This is a genomic window from Chloroherpetonaceae bacterium (genome assembly GCA_025056565.1).
GTDB lineage: Bacteria > Bacteroidota > Chlorobiia > Chlorobiales > Thermochlorobacteraceae > Thermochlorobacter.
In genome coordinates this window covers 54659-73493 of the sequence record JANWWA010000004.1, presented here as the reverse complement: position 1 = coordinate 73493, position 18835 = coordinate 54659, and the positions used below count along the sequence as shown (strand labels likewise).

General features: G+C 50.4%; 15 protein-coding genes. 13 read left to right on the top strand and 2 right to left on the bottom strand.

What is annotated here, in order from left to right; all coding sequences use genetic code 11:
* Positions 1 to 78: 78 nt before the first annotated feature.
* Both NZM05_04595 and NZM05_04590 read left to right on the top strand, forming a co-directional pair.
* Complete coding sequence (locus NZM05_04595; protein ID MCS7012896.1) at positions 79 to 918, top strand: hypothetical protein; 840 nt, start codon at positions 79 to 81, stop codon at positions 916 to 918.
* 168 nt (positions 919 to 1086) lie between these two features.
* Positions 1087 to 2121, top strand: a complete 1035-nt coding sequence (locus NZM05_04590) for an aspartate-semialdehyde dehydrogenase (protein MCS7012895.1) — start codon at positions 1087 to 1089, stop codon at positions 2119 to 2121.
* 58 nt (positions 2122 to 2179) lie between these two features.
* Here the strand turns inward: NZM05_04590 and NZM05_04585 are convergent, their stop codons facing one another.
* Positions 2180 to 3427 carry a S8 family serine peptidase gene (locus NZM05_04585; protein ID MCS7012894.1) on the bottom strand — a complete coding sequence of 416 codons (1248 nt, stop codon included), beginning with the start codon at positions 3425 to 3427 and terminating at the stop codon, positions 2180 to 2182.
* Between the two features lie 336 nt (positions 3428 to 3763).
* Between NZM05_04585 and NZM05_04580 the strand changes: the two genes are divergently transcribed.
* The 9 genes from NZM05_04580 (at position 3764) to NZM05_04540 (ending at position 15230) form a co-directional block, all read left to right on the top strand.
* The gene (locus tag NZM05_04580) at positions 3764 to 6217 is read left to right on the top strand and encodes a prolyl oligopeptidase family serine peptidase (protein ID MCS7012893.1); all 2454 of its coding nucleotides are present in this window, start codon (positions 3764 to 3766) and stop codon (positions 6215 to 6217) included.
* A 412-nt stretch (positions 6218 to 6629) separates the two neighbouring features.
* The gene (locus NZM05_04575) at positions 6630 to 7181 is read left to right on the top strand and encodes an RNA polymerase sigma factor (protein ID MCS7012892.1); all 552 of its coding nucleotides are present in this window, start codon (positions 6630 to 6632) and stop codon (positions 7179 to 7181) included.
* A 21-nt stretch (positions 7182 to 7202) separates the two neighbouring features.
* Entirely contained in the window at positions 7203 to 8177 is a 975-nt protein-coding gene (locus tag NZM05_04570) for a HEAT repeat domain-containing protein (protein MCS7012891.1), read from the top strand.
* A 17-nt stretch (positions 8178 to 8194) separates the two neighbouring features.
* Positions 8195 to 9775, top strand: coding sequence for a DUF4097 domain-containing protein (locus NZM05_04565; GenBank protein MCS7012890.1), 1581 nt, complete (start codon positions 8195 to 8197; stop codon positions 9773 to 9775).
* Positions 9776 to 9932: 157 nt separating this feature from the next.
* Complete coding sequence (locus NZM05_04560) at positions 9933 to 10973, top strand: VWA domain-containing protein (GenBank protein MCS7012889.1); 1041 nt, start codon at positions 9933 to 9935, stop codon at positions 10971 to 10973.
* 10 nt (positions 10974 to 10983) lie between these two features.
* Complete coding sequence (locus NZM05_04555; GenBank protein ID MCS7012888.1) at positions 10984 to 11790, top strand: tetratricopeptide repeat protein; 807 nt, start codon at positions 10984 to 10986, stop codon at positions 11788 to 11790.
* A gap of 24 nt (positions 11791 to 11814) precedes the next feature.
* The gene (gene proC / locus NZM05_04550) at positions 11815 to 12630 is read left to right on the top strand and encodes a pyrroline-5-carboxylate reductase (protein MCS7012887.1); all 816 of its coding nucleotides are present in this window, start codon (positions 11815 to 11817) and stop codon (positions 12628 to 12630) included.
* 26 nt (positions 12631 to 12656) lie between these two features.
* Entirely contained in the window at positions 12657 to 14468 is a 1812-nt protein-coding gene (locus tag NZM05_04545) for a BatD family protein (GenBank protein ID MCS7012886.1), read from the top strand.
* A 6-nt stretch (positions 14469 to 14474) separates the two neighbouring features.
* Positions 14475 to 15230: a tetratricopeptide repeat protein gene (locus NZM05_04540; protein ID MCS7012885.1), complete on the top strand. Its 756-nt coding sequence runs from the start codon at positions 14475 to 14477 to the stop codon at positions 15228 to 15230.
* Here NZM05_04540 and NZM05_04535 read toward each other — a convergent pair.
* A complete protein-coding gene (locus NZM05_04535) occupies positions 15227 to 15799 on the bottom strand; it encodes a thioredoxin family protein (protein ID MCS7012884.1) in 573 nt (190 codons plus the stop codon). The genes NZM05_04540 and NZM05_04535 overlap by 4 nt on opposite strands.
* Positions 15800 to 15883: 84 nt before the next feature.
* Between NZM05_04535 and NZM05_04530 the strand changes: the two genes are divergently transcribed.
* Positions 15884 to 18025 (top strand): tetratricopeptide repeat-containing sensor histidine kinase, encoded by a 2142-nt coding sequence (locus NZM05_04530; GenBank protein ID MCS7012883.1) that lies wholly within the window; start codon positions 15884 to 15886, stop codon positions 18023 to 18025.
* A 122-nt stretch (positions 18026 to 18147) separates the two neighbouring features.
* Positions 18148 to 18828, top strand: coding sequence for a hypothetical protein (locus tag NZM05_04525; protein ID MCS7012882.1), 681 nt, complete (start codon positions 18148 to 18150; stop codon positions 18826 to 18828).
* Positions 18829 to 18835 lie beyond the last annotated feature (7 nt).

Here is an 18835-nt window from a genome sequence, read left to right as displayed (position 1 = left end):
AGAGTAGCGCAGCCCTACGGGTTGCTGACTTTTGAGGATATGTTTCTTACAAACCTTTAATCGCAAAGGAGAAAAACTATGGCTGTCAATGCAACGGGAGCAGATGCCGTTCGAGTCCTGCCTACCGCCTTTGTCTATCACTTTACGCTGCCGCACACCATTGAGTTCTTGCCAGAGGTCAGCGAGTCGCTCGGAATGAAGGTTGAGATTAAGGATACGGGCAGAAATGCTCTTGAGATGTTTGGTGACTACATCAGCGGCAAGCTGAAGTATGAACACATTGACGACCCTGCGCAGCGCCGTATGAATGACTGGCTGACGGCATGGATTGTGCTTAGCACCAGCTGGCCATACATTCCAATTTTGGGCATCTATCGTGGTTTCAAGCTGGGTGCCGACTTTGTCAAAAGTGGCGACGAGTCACAACGGTGGATGGCTGGTATTTTGTCCCTGCTCCTTACTGCACCGTTTAATGTGCTGATGGGACTTTACGAAGCGGCTAATTTCCAGTCGGCGCGCATTCGTGAAAAGGGAATTGATAAAGCCTTCATGAAGGCATTGGACGACATTCCTGAGGTGCTCGGTGCTGGGTTCGATAAGTCCGAAAAAGAATACAAGCCCGATGCGTTTATTGATGGTGCAACCAAAGCGGTTACTAATGTGATGATGGCACCTTTCCTACCACTGATGGGCACTTATCGGGTGACGGCACTCATTAGCGATCTTACGCACAGAGACCGCCTCACACAATTTATTGCGATGCTGATTGGAGCACCTATTTTAGCGACTATTACGCTGCCGTATTTTGCACTCTTGCAGTCAGGCGATGTGGCTCGCACGGTGGTTGAAAAGTCTGGCATTGCAGGCTGGATTGCTAAGAGCCTAAGCAGCGCTTCAGACGCAGTGAAATCCAAATAGCGTTCAGCCAAGTGAGTATGGAGGCTGAAACGCCCGAGCAAGCACATGCCCACTTTGCGCAATGCTTGCCCAAAAGCCCTGTCAAACAGGGCTTTTTTGTTGCATTTAATTGCTCAGCACAGCGCGGTGTGCGTATCTTTGCACACTGAACGCTAACCAAGTATCAACATGCATCGCTATACCGTTGCGGTCTTAGGTGCAACCGGTCTGGTCGGTCGCACCATGCTGGCTTGCTTGGCAGAGCGGCATTTTCCTGTGCAGAAAATCGTGCCTCTTGCCAGTGAGCGCTCTGCAGGCCAGGTAATTGAGTTTCAAAGTCAATCCTACACGGTGCAAGTGCCCTCTGCAGCCGCTTTTGCTGACGTGGACATTGCGCTGTTCTCAGCTGGTGCTGCTGCCAGTAAGGTTTGGGCACCCGTTGCGGCTGCGCAAGGTGCAATTGTAATTGATAACTCCTCTGCTTTCCGAATGGAGCATGAGGTGCCGCTTGTTGTGCCAGAAGTTAATCCTGAGACCATCTTTCAAAATGGACGCCCTGCACCGATTATCGCCAATCCGAATTGTTCAACTATCCAGATGGTCGTGGTCTTAAAACCTTTGCACGACCGCTATAAGATTCGTCGTGTAGTGGTCTCTACTTATCAGTCGGTAACTGGCAAGGGTAAAAAAGGTCTGGAGGCTTTAGAGTCGGAGTTGGCAGGTGTCAAACCTGCACAGCACGTGCACTTTCATCCGATTGCATTTAATGTAGTGCCACAAATTGATGAGTTTGTCGAAGATGGCTACACGAAAGAGGAAATGAAAATGATACACGAGACGAAAAAAATTATGGGAGACGCCTCGATTCAAGTCTCGCCCACAGCAGTGCGCGTGCCTGTTTATGGTGGACACAGTGAAGCAGTGAATATTGAGTTTGAGCAAGAATTTGACCTCGAGGAAGTGCGCTCGATTTTATCGTCTGCACCGGGTGTGGTGCTCAAAGACAACCCGCAACAGCGGCTTTACCCTATGCCAATTGATTGTTACGGGCGTGACGAAGTCTTCGTAGGCCGAGTGCGGCGCGACCTATCGCAGCCAAAGAGCTTGAACTTATGGATTGTCGCTGACAACCTTCGCAAAGGTGCTGCTACCAATGCTGTGCAGATCGCTGAGCGCCTCGTTGGTCATCTGGTACCCAAGCAGTTAGATTTGATGCGAAGTTAAAAACGAAAAAGCCGCGAAATCGCTTCGCGGCTTTTCTTGATAGAAAATGTGCTCAAACTTATCGCCGAGCCAATCGGTCAGGCGAGGAATCGGGGTCACCAATGACGTAGCGCGTACCATTGATGTTGTTACGCTCATTGATCACACCGTTGTTTACCAGCAAGATGCCCGCCACATGCGGCGTCGCCATTGATGTGCCACTAATTGAGCGGTATCCGCTACCAATCCAAGTAGAATTGACGTTCACGCCAGGTGCGCACCAATCGATCGGTGGGTTGCCATAGTTAGAAAACGATGCAAAGCGGTCATTGACATCGTGCGCAGAAACTGTCCAGATGTTCGTGCCATTGACGCGTGCTGGTGAATAATTGTTAGCATTGGCAGAGGAATTTCCTGCTGCGACTGCACAGCGAATGCCTCTTGCGGCACAGCGGCGTACTGCATCATCTACAGCTGTTGATGCCCCACCCCCTAAGCTCATATTGCAGACATCGCCTGCTACTGCATTTGCAGTAACATAGTCAATACCTGAAATGATAATGGAGTTGCTGGAGCTACCGCTGGCACCGAAGACTTTCACTGGCACAACTGTTGCTCCTGCCGCTACACCTACGACGCCAATTGTGTTGTTGCGCGCTGCAATCGTGCCTGCTACGTGTGTACCATGCCCATTTCGGTCATCTGCACCGCCAGGCTCGTTCACAAAGGTGCGCGCAAATGTGGTATTGACCGTTAAGTCCGGGTGGTCAAGCTGAATGCCTGAGTCCACGACCCAAGCCCAGCGTGAGAGCCCTGCTGCATTGACGGCACCGCCGACACGTGTAATCCCCCAAGGTGTGGTCTGATTCATTAGCTCAGCCTGCTCTTTGGGTTCATCATCTACGGTGTAGCTCAGTGTCACTTCTTGGTCAGGCTCTACGTATGCGACTCTTGGGTCTTTACGCAATGCCTCGACTTGTGCCTCTGTGAGTTCTGCTGCAAAGCCTTGCAGGGCGTAGCTATATGTGCGCTCGATTTTGCTCCGATCAATGCCATACAAAGCGGCAAGGTCATCAACCTTGTTTCGGACTGCTTGCAATTCAGCATACTGTGGGGTGCGGAGACGGGTTTTTTGACTGGCTGTAAGCTCAGGGGCAGCCTCAAAGTCTTTGAACACAACAATATAGTGCCCTTCAATGACAGTGCTTTTTTGGACAGTGGGTTTTTCTTCGGGCAGCTGTGGGCTGAAGGATTGGTCGCGGCAACTCGATAGCGAGAGCACAACCAGAAGCGTCAAAGAAAGAACAAGTGAGCGAATAGCTTGCATACAGCATCCCTCCTTTTTTGTTTTGTGATAGAGTTCTCTGTTCAACAGGCGTTGAACAGCCGCCGATATTACGGTATGTATTGGATAATTCCAAACCCAGCAGTGAGACCGTATGATAATAACTCGCCTTAGAACGCACTGTGTCTGTGCTGCTTCCAGAGGCTGAGCCACTCCGATGTCAGCTATTTGAGGGGTAAGACTATCTTAAAAGAAAGAGTGAGTACTTCCTTTTGCGCTTACTTCACTTTGTGATACTTCATAGTGTTGAACTTACCACAGATTTTCTTAGCTTCCTTCCCAAGCAAGAAGCTCATCAACAACTATGACTTTTCAACTATGCAAGCAACTATTTTACGGCTGCGCCTTGCGCTCACACTACTTGCCTTGCTAACTATGAGCCAATCTACTTTCGCACAAGGTAGCACTGGCTATAAGATGCCACCGAAGGCGATTGCCGATTTGGTAGATGCGCCGCCTACGCCTGCTGTCAGCCTTTCGCCCAATCGCACCTTGATGCTTATTCTGGAACGGCCGAGCCTGCCGCCGATTTCGGAGTTAGCGGCACCTGAGTATCGTCTTGCTGGCTTGCGTATCAATCCGCGCACCAACGGTCCAAGCCGAGCCAGTTACTTTACTAAACTGGTGCTTCGGTCAATTGATAAACCAGAGGAACGTGTGATTTCAGGCTTGCCCAGTGAGGCACGTATTACGAATGTGCGTTGGTCGCCAAATGGGGCTTACCTTGCTTTTACCCTTACGCGCTCCAACAGCATTGAGCTTTGGTTAGCTAATGTAGCTACGGCCAGTGCAAAGAAACTGATTAATGCACCTCTGAATGATGCATTCGGTCCAGCATTTGTGTGGTTGCCCGACAGCAAAGGCTTGATTGTTAAACTTATCTCCGACAAGCGTGGTAAAGAGCCTCTGGCGCCTGCCGTGCCAACTGGTCCTGTTATTCAAGAAACTTCGGGCAAGACAGCTGCTGCACCAACCTTTCAAGACCTTCTGAAAAACGCTCACGATGAGGCACTCTTTGAGTATTTCCTTGCGTCCAAGTTAGCGCAAGTCTCGCTGTCTGGCGCGCTCAAACCGATTGCCAAAGAAGGTTTAATTGCCACTTTTCAGCCTTCGCCAAATGGGAAGTATCTCTTGGTGGAAACGCTGCACCGACCCTTTTCATACCTTGTGCCCGCCGCCCGTTTTCCGAAGAAAATTGAAGTTCTGGACTTGACTGGCAAATTGGTTAAGGAAATTGCTGACTTACCGCTTGCTGAAGATATTCCGCTTGGGCGTGATGCAGCACGCAAAGGTGTCCGGAATTGTCAGTGGCGTCCCGATGCCCCAGCCACGCTTTACTGGGTCGAAGCTCAGGATAATGGCGACCCGAAGGTCAAAGCTGAGGTGCGTGATAAGCTCTTTGTTTTAGCCGAGCCGTTTACAGATGCACCGAAGGAAATTGCAGCCTTAACCTATCGCTTTCAAAGCGCACTCTGGAGCGAGACGCACTTTGCGCTCATCAGCGAAACTTGGTGGTCGACACGCAAAATCCGCACTTGGAAACTTATGCCTGATGTCAAAGATGCTCAGCCTGATTTGCTTTTTGACCGCTCCTTTGAAGACCGATACAGTGACCCAGGCGAGCCAGTGATGAAAATGCTCCCAAACGGTTTTTCAGTCCTACATCTTGCTGATGGCGGCAATGCGCTCCTGATGATTGGCGAAGGTGCCTCCCCTGAGGGCGACAAGCCTTTTCTGGATAAGTTTAATCTCACCACAAAGAAAGCAGAGCGTCTCTGGCAGTCAGCTGCGCCCTACTACGAATATCCAATTGACGTGCTGGATGAAGCCAGCCAGCGCATCGTAACCAGCCGTGAGTCGCAAACAGACCCACCAAATTACTTTGTGCGAAACCTATCTGATAACACGCTGACCGCGCTGACGAATTTTCCGCATCCTGCACCCGCTCTGGCAAAAGTTCAGAAGGAACTCATCAAATACAAGCGCGAAGATGGCGTGGAGCTTTCTGCGACGCTTTATACCCCTGAAGGTTGGACACCAGAGAAAGGTCCTCTGCCGATGCTGATGTGGGCTTATCCGCGCGAGTTCAAGAGTGCACAGGCAGCCAGTCAAGTTGTCGGCTCTCCATATCGCTTTACGCGTATCAACTGGGGGTCGCCACTTTTTTGGCTCACGCAAGGCTACGCAATTTTGGACGGCCCAACTATGCCAATCGTCGGTGAGGGTGGCAAGGAGCCTAACGACACATACATTCCTCAGTTGGTTGCAAGTGCCAAAGCCGCTGTGGAGGAAGTCGTGCGGCGCGGCGTAGCTGACCGCCGTCGGATTGCGATTGGTGGTCACTCTTACGGCGCGTTTATGACGGCAAACCTCCTTGCACATTCTGACCTATTCCGAGCTGGCATTGCCCGCAGCGGCGCCTACAATCGCACGCTGACCCCCTTCGGCTTCCAGAACGAAGAACGCACGCTTTGGCAAGCCCCTGAAACCTACATTGCCATGTCACCTTTTATGCATGCCGATAAAATCAATGAACCCATTTTGCTCATTCACGGCGAAGCTGACAACAATCAAGGCACCTTCCCGATTCAAACCGAGCGGTTCTTCAATGCGCTTAAAGGGCTTGGTAAGACTGCCCGAATGGTGCTTCTGCCGCATGAATCACACGGCTACCAAGCCCGTGAATCCGTGATGCACATGCTGTATGAAATGCATGAGTGGCTCGAAAAGTATGTTAAGAACGCTGACACCAAAACTTCACAGCTGGATTAAAGATGGAATAGGGATACAAAGTTGGGAGCGGCGAAGCGAACGTCTCAACGCTGCTCCCTTTTTTACCTGACTGCGCTCTCTGCGTGCTCCAAGCTACTCCGCTCTGTGCTGCCCTGCGTGATATGTGAAACATCCAACCACAATGCTACTTGCACCTCACTCTGCTGCACAGATTATTTGTAATCGCTGCGCAGAGCATGCGCGATCTTATTCTATCCCTGTGCCACACGCTTCAATTTGCTTGCAGGCAGGCACAAATGCGGTGTCCTATTGAACATCTTCATATCGGTGGTGTATGCCCAGTGAGCTTTTGCCTGCATCTCTCCCTGCCAAATCCATGAAAAATTTTTCCACCCCCAACTTTTTGGCTTCTCTGCCAGTCTTACTAAGAAAGCGAAGCCAACTACTCGCAATGGCGAAGCACGAACTGTCGATTTCTGAGATGGATTTGATTCAGGCTGCGCAGGCAGGTAACCTCCGTGCATTTGAACGCCTTGTTGAGCGATACGATGAGCGGGTGCTTGCACTGGTATGGCGATATACCGCCAGCGAGGAAGATGCTAAAGACCTCTACCAAGAAATTTTTCTGCGCGTCTATAGAGGTTTGCCGCAGTTTGAAGGTCGCAGCGAGTTTTCCACTTGGCTATATCAAATCGTTACAAATGTTTGCCTGAGCTACCGTACGCAGCAGCAACGCTTATCTCAGGAACAAGATGTGCTCAAGTCCGAGGACGCCCTCAATGGCTACGCTGTATCGCCCAGTCCTATGCTTGCTTTGCAAGTTGAGGAGGCCTTGATGAGTCTTTCACCCCATCAAAAGATGGCATTTTTGCTCAAACATTATGAAGGTTACTCCATCAAAGAAATCGCTAAGATGATGAACTGTGCCGAAGGCACCGTAAAGAAGCATCTCTATGAGGCTGTTACCCGCTTGCAGCGCGTGCTACGCGATTTATCCGTTTAACCAACAATTATCATGACGACGATGAACCCTAATGAGCTCAATGAACGACTGATACTCTACGTGCTGAATGCACTCAGCAACGACGAAAAGGAAGAAATAGATGCCCTTCTTCAGCAAGACGCGGTTGCAAGAGAACAGGTTAGCACACTGCAAACCTTGCTTGCACGCCTTAACACAGCTTTTGCCACTTCACCTCCATCAACACTTTTAGCTGATGCCCGTGCTGCCCTGAAATCCCGTCTTCGTCTTGAAGCAGCTCCACCTTCTTTCTATCAGCGGCTTTTGTTTGCGCTTGAGGCGTTCATACCGCTGCACGCAAAGCCTGCATCACTTTATCAACTGGCACTCACTATGGTGCTGGTGTTTATCTTAGGTGGATTGGTTGGGTATGTTACGTTCTTTCTTTCGTTTAAGCTGCCTACTCTTTCTCACTCTGCCACACAAGGTTTTTCCAAGGACTTTGCACAACGGGCTCTTGTTCGCACCATCGAATCCCTTACCGATAGCACCTGCCGCATTGACTTCGATGTACTTGTGCCACAGGAACTATCTGGCACAGTGCATGACCCTCGCATTTGTGCTTTGTTAGCCCGTGCTTTGGCTGCTGATCAACCGCTGGAGAGTCGCCAGCAAGCCTTTGGTATTTTGCATCAAACACCTGCCCTATTGCATCAGCCTGATATTCGTGCTGCACTGATTCGCGTTGTTAAGTATGACCTGCACACTGAGTTACGGCATAATGCTTTGAACCTTCTGCTCCAGTTGCCGCCCACTGCTGAAATTGGTCAAGCGCTGCTTTATGTATTGATGAACGACTCAAACGCTGGTCTACGCATTGCGGCGATAGACGCACTTGCACGCGGCATTGGCTTCTCGCTTGATGCGCTTTCGCTTTCTAAGTTGCGAACGCGCTTGGAGCAAGATGAGAATCCATACATTCGCACTAATGCAGGTGCATTGCTCGAAGAACTTTCTGAACCTCTTTCTCTCCAATAACCCAACTGCTACAAGCTATGAAGAATCTGGTTGCATCGCTGCTGCTTTTTTTAGCGCTTCATCGCACGCTATTTGGCGGGTCGCTCTCAGACGAGCGCACTGACATTGAACGCACATTCTTCGTTCAGCCCGGTGGGTCTCTGCAAATTTCCATTAGCGCTGGGGATATCGTGGTCTCGGTGAGAGACGACAATGTGGTCTCAATACGCGCAGTGGGCATCGACGAGGACGAGAGCAACGCTCTCAAAATAGCTCAGAGCGGTAATACTGTAAGTGTCAGTTACCGTCCTCAACGCTCCAGTTGGCCGAGCCGCCCGAGTCGTCTTCTCCGCTTTGAAGTCAGCGTGCCTGTCATGTTCAACCTCGAGCTCAAATCACTGGCTGGCGATATTTTGCTTGGAGAGACACTTCTTGGTTCTGTGCGCGCCTCGAGCAACTATGGGGATATTCGCCTACACACGGTGAAAGGCAACGTTGACCTTTCTGCCACCAGCGGTTCTATCTCTCTTGAAGAAGCCCAAGGCGACGGATATGTAAAAACTTCAGGCGGCGATGTTCGCATCGGCAAAGTCGGTGGTCGTTTAGATGTCAGCACCTCAGGCGGCACAGTGCGTATTGGCACAGCTGGCAACAAATTGCATGTCAAAACCTTAGGGGGACACATCTATATAGATTCTGTTCAGGGCGATGCATTTCTGAACACCTCTGGTGGCGATATTCGCGTGCAAGCCGCCTATTCTGACCTGAGTGCTTCTACCTCTGGCGGTCACATCACAGTGAAACGCGCCACTGGTAAAGTAGATGTGAAAACCAGCAGCGGCTCTATTCGTTTGGAAAATATTGCTGGGACAATTTCAGCTCACGCCACTGCAGGCAACATCTACGCAGAACTTCTCCCCAATGCGGCTGGACACAGCTTCCTAAGCACCACATTTGGCGACATTGAGCTTCGCGTGCCTGAATCAGCAAAAGCGACTATTGAAGCACAAGTACGAGACAACTCACTATCTTTGTCTCGCTTACCTTACCTCCATACGCTCCATCGCCTGCGAGAAATTGATGCATTCATTCAAGAGCTGCGCGCACTTCGCAACTCAACAGACATCGATGAACACAGCCTCGTGATTCGCTTTGACACAACTATTAAACTTCCTTTAGTACGATCAGGGCGCATTGTGGATAGTCTTATTACGGGCTCTGCAGTAATTGTGCGACCCAATCACTTTGCACACAGCTCTGTTCTTGTCATTGACAGCCTGCGTCTAAAACCTGTTTTGATTACCACGCCAGAAGGCTTTGGTGGTTCAACAATTGTTGTTAGCATTGACAGCCTTCGCTATGTCCTCACTGCTGGTCAACTCGGCGCGCTGCAAAAATACTTGGTAAAGGCACGCGCTGCTCAACTTGATTCGCTCGCTCGAGCTGGGGGCAACAGCCGCAGCAAAGCCAGCCGCATTCTTTCAGACTTTGAGGCTCAAAGAACAAATGGTATAGACGGCTCTGATGATGAACTCACCATCACGCTCAACGGTGGCGGTGCACTGATTTCACTGCAAGCATCGCAGGGCAAAATCCGTATCAAGAAACTAAAGCGGTGAGCTGGCAAGGCACGTGCAGCTTTTGTTGCGGTGAATCACAGTTCAGTCACTCCACCCACGCTGCCTATCTTCTTGAGGGCTTTTTGCTGCACAAGGCTTTCAGTTGGTTTCACTGGCTTCGTGGTAAGCTGTATATTTGGGCTTTCCTTTCGGCAGAATGCGGTTCGGTTATCCAGAACATCTGCAGTGGCTATGGGCGCTGCTTCCACTGGCGCTGCTTCTTATCTATGGGCTTTGGGCCCGCTGGAACGCACTACGCCAGTTTGGGAACTTTGAATTGGTTCAGCAGCTTGCTGCTTCGCATAGCCGTGCACAAGCTGTTTGGAAAGCCATCTTCATTTGGGTGGCTGCCGCCCTCATTCTTGTTGCATTTGCCGCGCCACAAGTCGGCACGCGCCTCAAAGAGGTCAAGAAGAAAGGCATTGATATTGTCATTGCGCTCGATGTCTCAAACAGTATGTTGGCTGAAGACGTCAAGCCCAATCGATTGCAGAAAGCCAAGTATGAAATCAGTCGCCTGCTCGATAGGCTGGGCGAAGACCGCATCGGGCTGGTTATTTTTGCAGGCGAAGCATTCTTGCAGTGCCCACTAACGACTGACAAGAATGCTCTTCGGCTCTTTTTGGAAGTGGCTTCCACTGATGCTATCCAACCACAGGGCACTAATTTTCGTGATGCGATTCTGGAATCGGTGCGTGCCTTTCGTGGCATTGAGAGCGGTGCCGCTGCAAGTGACAGAAGCCAGCCGCGTAACAAGGTCATCTTGATGTTCAGCGATGGCGAAGACCACGAAGGCAATTTGCAAGCCGCTATTGATGCCGCCCAAGCTGAGCAAATACGCATTTATGCAGTGGGCATTGGCTCGGACAACCCTGTGCCGATTCCTGTGCTCGATGCACAAGGTCGGCGCATTGATTTTAAGCGCAATCAAGCCGGCATTGTTACCACCGCATTCGTGCCTGACCACTTGCGTGCCTTGGCGACCCAAACCGGCGGCAATTTCTATCGCATTGATGCGCAAACCAGTGGTCTTGAGCCGCTTGCTTCTGAACTTAACTCGCTACAAAAAGCGGAACTGGCTTCGCGAGAGTATGTTGACTACGACGACCGCTTTCAAATCTTGCTTTCCATGGCTTTGGTGCTCTTGATTGCCGACACTTTGCTATCGGAACGCAAGTGGACATGGACACGCAAATAGTGCTTCTGCTATGACGCATCAATCGCTTATCCTCGTGCTTGCTTTCGGGCTTATGTGGCACACGGCACAGGCCCAGTTTATAGATATTGAGCGTGGCAACCGCGCTTACAATCGTGGCGAGTACGATGAAGCCAAACGGTATTACGACAAGGTAGCCTCAGAAAAATCTTCACTGGAAGAGAAGAAAGAAGCGCTGTTCAATCAAGCAAATGTGGAGTATCGGAAACGCAATTATGCTGAAGCCATCAAGCAGTTTGAATCACTGGCTCAGAATCCAAGCCTCAGTGCTGACTTACGCGCTGATGCGCATTACAACATCGGGAACGCTTTGGTGCAACAGGGCAGAAATGCTCCCGTCGAGGAGCGTATGAACCTCTACCGCCAAGCTTTGAGCGCCTACAAAGAAGCTCTCTCGCTCAATCCCAAAGACTATGACGCAAAGACAAACTACGAGTTTGTTCGCTCTCTTTTGCATAGAGAAGAGCAGCGCCAGAAACAGCGCGAGCAACACAGACAACATCAGCAAAATGACCAGAGCGACAAGCAGAAAGACACCCCAAATTCAGACACACAGCCCGACCCTCATAAACAAGATGCGAAGCCTCCACAGGGCGAGCAAAAAGACACCGCACCGCCGCCACCCCCACAAGATGCTTCTGGCGCTCAGGACAAACCGCAAATGCCAAAGTTGCAGAATTTTAGCCCAGAGGAAGCGGAGCGCATCTTAGACGCTTTGAAAGACAACGAAAAAGGAATGCTAAAAAAGTATCAAGCCAAGAAGTCAGCTGGCTCTGTGCGTCCAGAAAAAGACTGGTAGTCCAAAATCTACACCTAAACTTCTATGCTCTCTGAGAAAACCTTAGGCATTATCGGCACAGGTAAGTTAGGTGAAGCGATTGCCTTAGGCTTACTGCAAAATGGGATTTTGAGGCGCGATGCATTGCTTTGCAGCGTTAAGCATCCGTCTTCGCTCGAGCGTGTGCGCTCTAAGCTCTGTGTTGAAGCGGTTTTGGACAATCGTTGGGTTGCGCAGAAGTCCGACATCATTTTGCTTGCGGTGAAACCGCAGAACGTGTCCAGCGTCTGTGCTGAAATTTGCGACGTGCTTCAGCCCTCGCAACTTCTTATCAGTGTTGCGGCTTCTGTTACGACTGCTTACATTGAGGCGCATTTGCACAAGCCCATTCCAGTGGTGCGGGCGATGCCAAACACCCCTGCGGTTGTTGGAGCTGCAATGACGGCGCTTTGCAAAGGTCAATTTGCCGACGCAATGCACCTTGACATGGCAAAAACGCTTTTTCGTGCCGTGGGCGAAGTGGTCGAGCTTGATGAAGCGCTCTTTGACGGTGTAACGGCTCTTTCCGCCAGCGGACCTGCTTACATTTATGTTGTGATTGAATCACTTGCGGAAGCGGGCGTCAAGCTCGGGATTCCAAGAGATATTAGCACCTTTTTAGCAGCGCAAACAATGTTAGGCGCAGCCAAGCTGGCACTGGAAACGAAACAGCACCCTGCACTGCTTAAAGATAGCGTTACCACGCCTGCGGGTTGCACGATTGATGGGCTTTTGGAACTTGAAGAAGGCGGCCTGCGTGTCACGCTTATCAAAGCAGTGGTGCGTGCTGCAGAACGCGCCTGCGAACTTGTTAAGAAATAACCCTAACTGTCGTTGGAAAGATGCAAATGCTGCAGCGACTTTTGTTACTTAGTCTGATTGTGACCGTGATGTATGGGTGGCAAACAGTATGCGCACAAGACATATCGGTGCGCGCTTCGGTGAGCGAAACCACGGTTAGCGTTGGCGAACCGTTTGAATACCAGATTGAGATTCAGGGCAGTGCCAGTGTTGAGAGTGTGCAGTTAGGTAAGCTCTCTGGTGTGGAAAAATACGGCGAGTCGCAGTCTACCAGCGTGAGCATCATCAATGGGCGCATTTCGCAGTCGCGTGTCCTTAGCTACACGCTGATTGCACGGCAGGAAGGCAAACTCATCATTCCGCCCGCTACGCTCCGCATTGATGGCAAAACTTATCAGACCAATCCTGTGGAAGTTACCGTTCGCAAATCCCTTGCGCAAGCACCTCACAGTCAAAGTGGCGAGAGCCACCTCTACTCTGACCTTGTCTTCATCAAGCCTATTGTCAGCAAGACCAAACTCTATGTTGGCGAAGCGACTACCGTTACTTACAAGCTCTATGAACGCGCTGATGTCACAAATGTGGTCGTTGAAAAAGATGTCAAGCCCGAGGGCTTCTGGGTAGAAGAAATTGACTTGCAGCAGGGGCGGATGGGCGTGCCTCACACTACTGAATTTCTTAACGGCTCACTCTATCGAGTCTATACTGTCAAGAAAATGATTCTTTTCCCCACACGCCCTGGCATACTGAGTAACGGCAGTTACAAACTCAGTTGCGATGCGTTGCTCTCCAGAATCAAGCCACAAAGCGGGCGCTCACTGTTCGACGACTTTGATGCCTTTTTAGGCACACTTGGCAAAAAAGTCAAAATTGATGTGGTCGCGCCTGAAATTAAGTTTGAGGTCTTGCCGCTGCCTGAACCTAAACCTGCCACATTTACAGGTGCAGTCGGCAAATACACGATGACTGCCACTGTAGATAAAACCAAAGTAAAAGCTGGACAGCCACTTACATTTCGGTTCACCATCTCGGGTGAGGGCAACCTCAGAGCGGTTTCAGCTCCTCTGCTCACTTTGCCTGAGTCGTTTGAGAAATATGAGCCGAAAATTGAGGAAGAGATTTCTCGTCAGTCGGGGGTGGTCAGTGGCACCAAGACGATTGAAATTGTTGCCATTCCGCGCACCAGTGGTCGGTTTGAAATTGAACCTGCTGCCTTTTCTTTCTTCGATGTGGAGAAAAGAGAATATCGCACGCTCTTTTCGCCTCGCTTTGAAATTGATGTGGAAGGCGATGCAGCTGCAACAGCTGCAATGCCTATGACCGATAAGCAGAGTCTTGAGAAGCTCAGTAGCGACATTCGCTTCATCAAAACGGATGCCGTGCTTGAGCGCCACCCTAAGCCAATTTACCAGTCAATTTGGTTTTATTCTTGCCTTCTTGCGCCACTATTAGCCCTGTTGCTTGTGTGGCGGCAAAGAAAGCACGAAGAAAAACTGCAAGCTGACGTGGCTTTCGCACGTCTTTCCCGTGCCTCTTCTGAAGCGAAAAAGCAACTTCGGCGCGCTCGAGAGCTGCTTAGGCAACATCGCCCCAAAGAGTTCTTTGCCGAGCTTGAGCATGCGCTTGTGAAGTTTATCGGCAATAAGTTCAACACCGATGATTTAGCACTTACCCGAGAAGAACTGCGCGTGCTTTTGCAGGAGAAAAAAGTGCCTGCACCCGTGATTGAAGATTGCCTAAAAATCTTGGAAAAATCCGAATACTACCGCTACGCTCCAGCTAACGAGACGACCGATGACCTTTCTGCAGTCTACAGCAAAGCAGAGCAAGTCATTTCGGAACTTTCTAAGCACTCGTAGTAACCAATGCATTACATCGCCCTGCTTATCGTTGCGCTTATACCACTTGCTGGTTATGCTGATGACATCGATGCCGACAAACTTTTCAGGGAAGGCAATGCAGCGTATCAAGCTGGAGATTTCAGCGCAGCGCTGCAGAAGTATCGGCTGCTGGACTCGTTAGGCTATCAAAGCGGCGCCCTTTACTACAACTTGGGCAACGCATACTACAAGCTGGGCACGATTGGTTATGCAATTCTTTACTATGAAAAGGCTCGTCGCTTGATGCCCAATGATGAAGATGTGCTGGCAAACTTAGAGCTGGCGCAGTTTCGCACAAAAGACAGGGTACCGCCGATGCCTCCCCTTTTTCTTGACGCATTGACTGTGCGCGTTTTGGATTTCTTTTCACTTACAGGCGCTGCTGCAGGGCTTCTTGTGAGCTTTTATCTTTTCGTGGCTATCCTCATTGCACATATGCGCCAACTGCTACCCCACCGCACGGTGTTGCTGGTCGGATTTTACCTCACGCTGACACTGACGGTGCTCTTCAGTGTTGTCTTTGCCGCCAAAGCCTACAGCGATGCGTCTCGCTCCGATGCGATTGTGCTTGCTCCAGTGCTTCACCTCAAAAGCGAGCCAAGAGAAGAGGGCAAGACGATTTTTATCATTCACGAGGGTCTTAAAGTGAGTGTGCTGCGTCAAGCGGGCGAATGGCGAGAAGTTCGCCTACCCAATGGCGAAAAAGGCTGGGTGAGAGCCAGTGAGTTGGGTATGATTTAGGCTTCGGTCTTTGTCTTCCACTTGATATTGCAACCAACAGACGGCTTTTGCTCTGGCGACACTGGCCGTCCTTCCAGCACGGCATCTATCGCTGCACGCAAGTCCTTCCCCGTTACAGGAATGCTATTCCCCGGTCGTGAGTCATCGAGCTGACCACGATAGACCAATCTCAAGTTTCCATCAAACAGGAAGAAATCAGGCGTGCAAGCTGCTTGGTAAGCTTTAGCAACAGCTTGGTTTTCATCGTAAAGATATGGAAATTTGTATCCGAGTCGCAAAGCTACTTCTCGCATCTTGTCAGGTGAATCGTCGGGATAGGCTTCTATGTCGTTGGAACTGATGGCGATAATTGAGACGCCCTTTGGCAGGTAGTCATTGCCCAGACGCACCAGTTCTGGCTGGACATGCTGCACATATGGACAGTGGTTGCAGATAAACATAATCAGCGTGGCTTTGTCTGAGCGCAGTGCAGCAAGCGAGCACAGCCTACCTGAAACCGTATCTGGCAGCGTAAAGTCAGGCGCTACTGCGCCAAGCGGCATTGCCATCGTAGAATAAGTCAGAGCCATATTGCGGTTGCAGATTTGGTAGAAACTTTGCGACAATATAACGACTGCTTCTGCATCAAAGAAAGCCGTAAAACTTCTAAGACAATGCTTCGCTGCATGTTCCCCATCGCCCCTGTCGTATTGATAAGTCTTTGCTTTACCTTAACCAGTGCAGCGATAGCACAGCCTCGCACACTTGCTGACAGCCTTCTTGAAGCGCTTGCTCAAACGGGTAGAGATACGCTTCATCTTCGTCTTCTTCATCGTCTTGTGCGCTACTACTGGCGTAATCAGCCCGATAGCGTGCTTCACTACGCTGAGCAAATGCATACACTTGCCAGTCAGCTCAAAGACAAACGCGGCCTTGCTGATGCCCATAATGCCATCAGCTATGTCTATGAACGCTGGTCTGACTTCCCAAAAGCCCTTGCGCATCGCTGGCAGGCACTTTCGCTCTATGACGCACTTGGCGACAAAACAGGTATTGCATGGTGTTATCATAGCTTGGGTAACATTTATGACTATCAAGGCAAGTATGACTCTGCTCTCAGCTATCACATTCGTGCCCTTGCACTTCGAGAAGAAATGGGTGATGCACAGGGCATTTGCTGGTCGCTAAACCGCATTGGCGATTGCTATGCGAATCAGGGCAAACATCATCTTGCGCTTTCACATCGTACCCAAGCCTTAGAAAAGGCGGAAGCCTTGAATGCACAAGACGCTATTTGCTCTTCACTGGTTGGCGTTGCGATGAGCTACTTTGCGCTGGGTGAGTATGAAGCAGCCAAGCGCTTTGCCCTACGCGGTCTGGAGATCGCTGAAACGCTCGGTGACAAACGCTACACCGACTTAGCCCTCACCACACTCGGCGAATGCGCACGCGTTCACGGCCACTATGACGATGCACTGCGATACTTCCGTAAAGGGCTTCAGTTGCGTGAAGAGATGCAAGTGCAGAACTACATTGCTGAATCACTGGAACGCATTGGCTATGTGCTCTTGCTTCAAAAAAAGCATACCGAAGCCGTGCAGTTTGCCACTCGCTCCTTAGAGCTTGCAAGCCGCATTCAGGCGCAAAATGAAGCCAGAGCCGCTGCCAAATTGCTCTCCGACATTTACCGTGATATGGGAGACTACAAAACTGCACTGGCTTACTACGAGCGCTTCAGTGCCCTTAAAGATTCGCTTCTTTCACTCGAGCGTCAGAAGCACATTGCGGAGCTGCAGCTCCGGCTTGAGACGGAACGCAAAGACCGAGAAATTGAACGCTTGCAAAGAGAAGCAGAAGCCAAAACCACTGTGCAGCGCCTGCTTTTGGCATTAGCACTACTTTTGCTGATTGTCGCTGGGCTTATTGCGCTCAGCTACTGGCAAAAGGTGCGTCAGAATCAAACCCTCTCAGCACTGAACGCCGAGCTTCGCAAGGCAAGAGAAAACGCAGACGTCGCACGCCAAGCTGCTGAACAAGCTGATGCATTCAAGACAGAGCTGCTCTCCATTGCAGCTCACGATTTGCGGAATCCGCTCCAGAGCATTGCTGGATTTGCTATGCTGCTTAGAGAAAAGCAACCTGCAAGTGATGATGTGACAGCGATGATCGATGCCATTCTTCACGCTTCACAACGCATGCTGCGTCTCATTACAGGTTTGCTTAAGACTACGGCACTTGATGCTGGCTCAGTTGAGTTAGAAAAATCGCTTGTGGACATCGGTATGCTGCTGAAAAGCGTTGTCGAAGCCAACCAGCCTAATGCTGCTCAGAAAATGCAGCGAATTGAACTTCAGCTCGCGCCTAATTTATACACCGAAGTCGATGCCAGTCGAATGCGAGAGGTGTTTGAAAATTTAATCTCAAACGCAATGAAGTATTCACTGAAGCAATCAACTATCTGGGTTGAGGCTCGGCGCTACGATGCCACTCTGCCATCCACGTCAGCCATGCCAGCTTCGGCTTGTGCTCAACCTCAACACATCACAACCAGCGTGCATACCGAGCTGCTGCCGTACCCCACCATTTTAATTTCGGTCCGTGATGAGGGCCAAGGTCTCAGCGCCGACGATATGAAAAAGCTTTTCGGCAAGTTTCAGCGTCTTTCAGCGCGCCCAACTGGCGGGGAAGATTCCACAGGTTTAGGACTTTCAATTGTCAAAAAGCTGGTAGAAATTCATGGTGGTAAAGTGTGGGCGACCTCCGAAGGGAAAGACAAAGGCAGCTCGTTTTTTGTAGCGTTGCCTGCGACTAAGTGAAAAGGCTTGCTGTCGATCAAAACTTACCATTGATTGCTACTTCTCGCAAAGCTACAACAGGTCTTAGCACTCATCGTTACTATACTTGGGTGTGCATAAACATTAAAACATTTCGAAGGTTTATGGGAAGCCTTCTTAAACTTAGAGTGCTCTCTGAAGTTTTTAGCAGTGCACTCCATGAGCTAAGCCAGCCACTTACGATGATGAACTTTGCTGCAGAGACGCTTTCGCTTCTTGCCGAAAAACCGCCTACCTCCATTGCAAATGAGCTTAGCGAACTATCTACCCAAATTCGACAAGGTGCTTTGCGCCAGAAAGCGATTTTGGAACTTCTCAGTGACCTTGTCAAAGGCAACACGCTGGAACGCCGCATTAACTTGCACGAATTTCTCGAGTCTGCATTGCGTCTCTTTCGCTCTCGATTGGGGGCGCTGCGCATTCACACTCAAACCAGACTGACTGCCGCACAACCCTTTCTTCGCGTGCCCTCCGGTCCACTTAGCCTTTTCATCTTTCTTATTCTCTGCGATGCTATCACACACGCCGAACGCGTTGACCGCAGGCGACGACCCAAGCTATCCATCAAAACACGCCAACGCCGCAATTGCCTTGAACTAAAGTGCCAATACACAACCGTGCACCTAGCCACCACCAAAGAACTCGAGGCAAGGGAGAAAGGTTTTCTTAATTTGCTACGCTCTCTGGCGCAAGCACTTCATGCGAGCGTAACCGTGTCCCGTCAAGCATCACGGTCGCTTACGCTGGTTGAAGCAAATTTTTCGCAACTCGACAAGCAAGCATAAATACGGC